Annotated in this window: 5 protein-coding genes; 4 read left to right on the plus strand and 1 reads right to left on the minus strand. The window is 49.5% G+C overall.

The genetic code is table 11. The annotated features are described in order from the left end of the window. The 4 genes from IQ260_RS25875 to IQ260_RS25890 all read left to right on the plus strand — a co-directional run. Window positions 1-1,231, plus strand: a 1,231-nt coding sequence (locus IQ260_RS25875) for an MFS transporter (RefSeq protein ID WP_193995964.1), incomplete at its 5' end; no start/stop codon positions are given. A 280-nt stretch (window positions 1,232-1,511) separates the two neighbouring features. Further along, entirely contained in the window at window positions 1,512-3,746 is a 2,235-nt protein-coding gene (locus IQ260_RS25880) for a molybdopterin oxidoreductase family protein (protein ID WP_193995965.1), read from the plus strand. Window positions 3,747-4,133: 387 nt separating this feature from the next. After that, window positions 4,134-4,304, plus strand: coding sequence for a photosystem II assembly protein Psb34 (gene psb34, locus IQ260_RS25885; RefSeq protein WP_193995966.1), 171 nt, complete (start codon window positions 4,134-4,136; stop codon window positions 4,302-4,304). Window positions 4,305-4,356: 52 nt separating this feature from the next. Beyond that, entirely contained in the window at window positions 4,357-4,587 is a 231-nt protein-coding gene (locus IQ260_RS25890) for a photosystem II protein, Psb35-related (protein WP_193995967.1), read from the plus strand. A gap of 167 nt (window positions 4,588-4,754) precedes the next feature. Here the strand turns inward: IQ260_RS25890 and IQ260_RS25895 are convergent, their stop codons facing one another. Continuing rightward, on the minus strand, window positions 4,755-5,927 hold the full coding sequence (locus IQ260_RS25895; RefSeq protein ID WP_193995968.1) for a glutamate--cysteine ligase: 1,173 nt from the start codon (window positions 5,925-5,927) through the stop codon (window positions 4,755-4,757). Window positions 5,928-6,214: the final 287 nt, after the last annotated feature.

Below are 6,214 nucleotides of genomic sequence, written 5' to 3' on the forward strand. Positions count from 1 at the left end.
GCTAATGGGGATCGTAGGAGCTGGTTTTGTTATCGGTATTCGGATGACCGCCGAGTGGTTCCCTCCTAAAGAAATTGGTCTGGCTGAAGGTATTTACGGCGGCTGGGGTAACTTTGGGTCTGCTTTCTCTGCTTTCACACTGGTCACCTTTGCGACTGTCCTCAACTTTTTCCCAGGTTCTTTGCAGGTGGCTGATGGTCCGTTGCTAAACTGGCGTATTGTCATCGCCGCAACAGGCATCATTGCTGCTCTCTACGGCTGTCTGTATTACTTCAACGTAGAAGATACGCCTCCTGGCAAAGTTTACCAGCGTCCTCCTAGCACTCGTGGCATGGAAGTCACCACGGTAAGAGACTTCTGGGGTCTCATGCTAATGAACCTACCGTTGACCGGTATCCTGGTTGTCTTGGCTTGGCGTCTCAAGAAAGTTGGTTTCTTGAATCCTGGGACGTTTGGAATTGCTGTGGCAGGTTTAGTAGCTTTGTATCTTTTCCAGGCATACAACTGCTGGGCAGTTAATAAAGATCTGCTCTCCGGTGCTAAACGTTATCCCGCTGAAGATCGCTACAAATTCAAGCAGGTTGCAATTCTTGAGCTAACCTACATCGTTAACTTTGGTTCTGAGCTGGCCGTTGTTTCCATGCTACCCACGTTCTTTGAAGGAACCTTTGGCCTGAGTAAAGCCTTAGCTGGGATGCTGGGTGCTAGCTATGCCTTTATGAACCTGGTTGCCCGTCCTGGCGGTGGTTTGATTTCTGATAAGTTGGGCAGTCGTAAAGCCACCATGGGTATTCTTACCCTGTGTATGGGTATCGGCTACCTGGTAATGAGTATGATCCCTGGCATTCGAGATGCCCTGGGCGGCGGCGGTAGCTTCATGGTGGGCTTAGCTGTGATCATGACCATGTGCTGTTCCTTCTTTGTACAGGCTGGTGAAGGCTCTACCTTTGCTATCGTGCCTCTAGTCAAGCGTCGGGTAACGGGTCAGATTGCAGGTAACGTCGGTGCTTTTGGTAACGTCGGTGCTGTTGCTTACCTGACTCTGTATAGTCTCTTGCCTGAGGGAGACATTGGTAATATCCGTTTCTTCCAGACTCTTGGTGTCGCTTCTTTAATTGTTGCCTTTATGTGTCTCTTCATCCTAGAAGAGCCTAAAGGTTCCTTTGCTGAAGCTCACGAAGGTGAAGAAGAAGTAGCGCCTGTTGTGCCCGATGGCAGCTACGTTAGTTAAGGGGTATCACCTGGGCAGTCCCAAAATGTCATGGCTAGTTGACAATCTGCAGAATAGCATCAATTTCAATTCATAAATTGATGGGTGTTGTATCTTTTCAACTAGGCGAGACAGCAATGTCAACTCAACAGATTGGGGGGCGTTTAGCGCTCCCTTTTTCTGTCTAAAGGGAACAATTTATAATTTTTACTATTGGCATTGAGTTACGTTATGGATTGTTTTTGTACTAATTTTTAGATTTACACAAGACAAATTTCTGGCAGATGGAGGATGTGATCTAATGGCCGATGCAGCAAAAACGCTTTGTCCTTATTGTGGCGTAGGGTGTGGCCTGGATGTGTTGCCCCCAGCTCAATCAGGACGTCCGGTCAATCGCGATGAGCAGGGCAATCCGGTATGGCAAGCACGGGGCGATCGCAACCATCCATCAAGCAAAGGCCAAGTCTGCATCAAGGGGGGCACCATCGGCGACTCTCTGGACAAAGATCGGCTACTCTATCCCATGATGAGAGAGACCCTCGACCAGCCGCTACAGCGAGTCTCTTGGGACCAGGCCATAGAGCGCATTGCCAGCGAGATTCTTAAAACACTGGCAGACAAAGGGCCAGACGGCATTGCCATGTATGGTTCTGGGCAATTCCAAACAGAGGATTATTACACGGCTCAAAAGTTGCTCAAGGGATGTTTAGGCACCAACAACTTTGATGCCAATTCCCGATTATGTATGTCTTCAGCCGTGGCGGGCTATATTCAGAGCTTTGGCTCAGACGGTCCCCCCTGCTGCTATGACGATTTAGAACAAACCGACTGTGCATTTTTGATTGGGACTAATACTGCTGATTGTCATCCGATTGTGTTTAACCGGTTGAAAAAATACCACAAAAAAAATCGGAAAGTAAAAATGATTGTGGTGGATCCCCGCCACACCGATACCGCCAAGGCAGCAGATTTACACCTGGCGATTAAACCAGGGACAGATATTGCCCTGCTCAACGGGATCGCGTATCTAGTATTAAAAAATGGCTGGATCGATCCTGGGTTTATTGAATCGTGTACCGATGGCTTTAGCGACTATGCCCAGGTGATCAAGAGCTATCCTCCGGAGCGGGTGACTGAAATCTGTGGCATCACCCTCAGCGAACTCAAAAAAGCCGCCGAGTGGTGGGGCAAGTCGGAGCGCGTCTTATCGCTGTGGTCCATGGGGGTGAACCAGTCAACAGAAGGAACAGCCAAGTGTCGCACCATCATTAATCTCCATTTGATGACGGGCAATATCGGCAAACCGGGAGCCGGACCTTTTTCGTTAACGGGGCAGCCCAACGCGATGGGGGGCCGTGAGGCAGGGGGGCTAGCTCACATACTACCGGGCTATCGCCTAGTTAAAAATCCAGAGCATCGTCAGGCGGTGGAAGCCGTATGGCAGCTGCCCGAGGGCAGTATTTCCCCCACCCCTGGATTAGCGGCTTGGGACATGATGCTGGCCTTGGAACAAGAAGAGGTCGATGTGTTTTGGGTGGCCGCCACCAACCCAGCCGTCAGCATGCCGGATATTAAACGGACCCAGGCTGCCCTGAGAAAATCTCCCTTTACCATTTGTCAGGATGCCTACTATCCAACAGAAACGGCAGCCTTTGCCCATGTGGTGCTGCCCGCTACCCAGTGGGGGGAGAAACCGGGGGTGATGACCAATTCTGAACGGGTGGTGACCTACTGTTCCGCCTTTCGCAGACCCGTGGGTGAGGCGAAGGCCGACTGGGAGATTTTTGCTGAGGTGGGACGCCGCTTGGGGTTTGAAAAACAGTTTCCCCAGAGCACATCGGCTGAGGTTTACGATGAGTTTGTCACACTGACGGCGGGGCGTTTATGCGATTCGACGGGTCTTAGCCATGAGCGTCTGGCGGCAGGGCCGATTCAGTGGCCCTGCCCGGCGGGAGAGTCTGATGAGGTGGCCCATGGCAAACACGATAAGCGCCTATATACGGACTATCGCTTTGCCACTCCCAACAAGAAGGCTAAATTCTGTGCGTTCCATATTAAAGGGCTAGCGGAGCCACCCAATGAGGATTATCCTTTTGTACTGACTACTGGGCGTCTCTACGGACACTGGCATACCCAAAGTCGTACGGGTCGCATTGAGCGTATTACCAAACGCTATCCGGAGCCGATGCTGGAGGTTAATCCTCGGGATGCACAGCTGTTAGAAATACAGTCGGAGGAATGGGTGGAGGTGCGATCGCAACGCGGCTATGCCCAACTCAAGGTCCTGGTTACCCAAAACATTACCCGTGGCACCGTCTTTATGCCCATGCACTGGGGCTTTTTGTGGGGGGACAACACCGAAGTCAATGCCCTCACCCACCCAGAAGTGTGTCCAATTTCTCTAGAGCCTGAGCTAAAAGCCTGCGCGGTGCAGGTAATCCCCATTGCAGCCCCTCAGACATCGAGTGAAGCCACCGTAAAATCACGCTTTGAGGCAGCCCAGTCGATAGAAATGCGGACTGAGGTAAAGGTTTAGCAAGTTAGGGATTGGCTCGAAAATGAAATACCCGTAGAGCGAGTTTCGACTGAGCGGTTCGGCTGAGCTTACCGTCGAAGCCTCAACTCTCAAAGCTGGACGGTTGAGCGGAGCCAAAACCGGGTTGGTCAGGCACACTATTTAGCCGTAGATCCTTCAATACAAGCTAATGGCTCAGCTGGAATAGCTGGAGTCAAATTTAACATTGGCTAACGAACCAGCCTCCCTAGTCGGCCAGTACCCCTGGCCACAGTGCCTTACGGCCACATATAGACATAAATCTATTCAAGTTAAAACTATTTTTGTCAAGTAATTTTGCAATTCGTAACATTTTGCGTTACATTGGTTTACATAAGACGCAGTCATTACGAAACAGGACATCAAATTATGTACACCACCGTTAACGAAACCGGGCAGCTCAACAACTACGCTACAGAGCCCGAAATGTATCTAGCTTCTTACCCTGCACCTGAGCAGCAGCGCAGCTATCTGCTCCAGGGTGGTCTCGCAACGTTGCTAATCAGCACTCTGATGATGACAGCCCTGATCGTTAGCTAGGTCGTTTTTTCGTCCTCTTTTACATTCCGTTAAACACTAAGGAGCACAAACTATGTTTGGTATTTTATTAGCCGTCATTATCGTTGGTTGGGTTGCTGCCGCTATTCTTGGCACCCAGGCCTATTTCTTCGGAGAGCAGTCAAAGCCTATCCACGAACGCAACTGGAACTCGGAAGGGTTTAATGACGTGGCTAAGTTGGTAACCGGTCGTGAGACTGATTTCAGTGAGCGTGTTTATCCCTTTAGTGGTGATGCTTACACCAGCAACGTTGCCAACAGCTAATCGAGTCAAGTGACTGTCACCTTAAATCTATTTAATAAATCTCTAGGGTTTCTCTCCTGCCCTAGAGATTTTCTTCGCTGAGGCTGCTCATAAGAGCGTTCGTAAAGGGTAAGGAGTCTATAGAGCCCAGATTTTTCCTTACCCTTTTGCAGATTAAGCCTGAGAGACTAAACCTGAGAGATTAGTTTAATCTCTTCTGTCGTTGTATACTCCGTGATATAGCCATGGCTGAGAACATTGACTAAACTGGCTCCAGTGCGCCAGCGATCGCACATAGTCTGAGCAGGGGTTGTCTGGTGTTGAACAAATCTCCACAGGGGTTTCAACAGGTCTCGCTCATGGAAGTCAGACAACGCTTGGTCCGCTGCGATTAAAAGCTTTGTCGCCTGATCCTGTAGTTCAGGATCTCGAAAACCATGGATGGCAGCATGCTGATGCTGGGCCGCATCCGGCACTAGCGCTAGGCCGGGTAGAGTTTGATCCAGCACAATTCCCTTAAGCAGCGCCAGGAGACTGCCATAAAGTTCAAAATCACCGCAGCTATCACAGGCTTTAAACTCAATTCTTCCTACCTCGGCTGGCAGCCGAGCGATTTTAGTCAGGGAAGGGGAACTGGCAATTAGCTCTTCAGGATGTTCGACAAACACCATGGCGGCGGGTCGTTGACCGGTGCGCAGGTGGGTGCGCACCGACAACCCTGACCACAGTTGTTGTCCATAGAAGGGTGAGCTAAAGCTAAAGGGAACAATGGCGGGGCTATAGTAGGTCAGTTTCTTGCCAGCCTGAATTAGCTTCTCAGTCGATAGCCCCTGAATCGAAAAGTTGAGATCAGGTCCGTAGGTCATCATGGGAATATGGGCCGTTTGTTTTTCGGGCGAAGCGTCTCGTCGCTCTGTTTCGTAATGGTTTAAGGGTGGCTCAGGTACAAACTTTTTGTGAATTGGATTAAAGCTAGTCAACACTGGCAATAATCCTGCTAAAAGTGCCATCTCCGAGAGCTGGATAAAACTCTCTCGCAGTTCTTGGATAGCCCCAGCAATGGTGGGCTGGATTGTAGTCCGAATTTCAATACCCTTGGGCATACAGCCGGTCAGTTCGCCAGTCTCAGAGAATCGCTCATAACCTTCGATATACCACCGCTTGCGTTTGATGCCTGCATCGCCAATGCGCAGCTGCGGATAGTCGGAGGCATATTCGGGCAGCTGGGCAATTAGCCGATCAAACCGCTGGAATGAGGTATTGGAAAAGTCAGCAAACTGATCTGTGTGCTGATCCCAAAATGCCACTTCGTGTTCTAAACCAAATCGATAGCGATTTTTACTGGTAGGTAGATTGCTCATGGGATACACCCTTAATTTCAAACGCTCCTGGCAATCAGCCACAGAAGCTGCATTAGGTTACCGCAGAAATAAAACTCGATGTCAATAATACTTGGGACTGACATTGTGGTTTTGGTGACGAAGTCGGTTAACTGTCTTACTCTATAAGCTTTTAATCTATTAATACAGCAGATAAAAATTATCTATATCGAAATGTTACTTTTGTATCATTGCACTACTAATGAAAATAGATATCATTAATAAAGAGGCTAGTCCCAGCGCATTTTGACAGGACGTTTGGCAATACC

Source organism: Leptolyngbya cf. ectocarpi LEGE 11479 (assembly GCF_015207065.1).
Taxonomy (GTDB): Bacteria; Cyanobacteriota; Cyanobacteriia; order Phormidesmidales; family Phormidesmidaceae; genus Leptothoe; species Leptothoe ectocarpi.

Bases quoted from the DNA above. Each gene is read 5' to 3' on its own strand.
- IQ260_RS25895 (WP_193995968.1), bottom strand. From the start codon at position 5,927: ATGAGCAATCTACCTACCAGTAAAAATCGCTATCGATTTGGTTTAGAA.
- psb34 (WP_193995966.1), top strand. From the start codon at position 4,134: ATGTACACCACCGTTAACGAAACCGGGCAGCTCAACAACTACGCTACA.
- IQ260_RS25880 (WP_193995965.1), top strand. From the start codon at position 1,512: ATGGCCGATGCAGCAAAAACGCTTTGTCCTTATTGTGGCGTAGGGTGT.
- IQ260_RS25890 (WP_193995967.1), top strand. From the start codon at position 4,357: ATGTTTGGTATTTTATTAGCCGTCATTATCGTTGGTTGGGTTGCTGCC.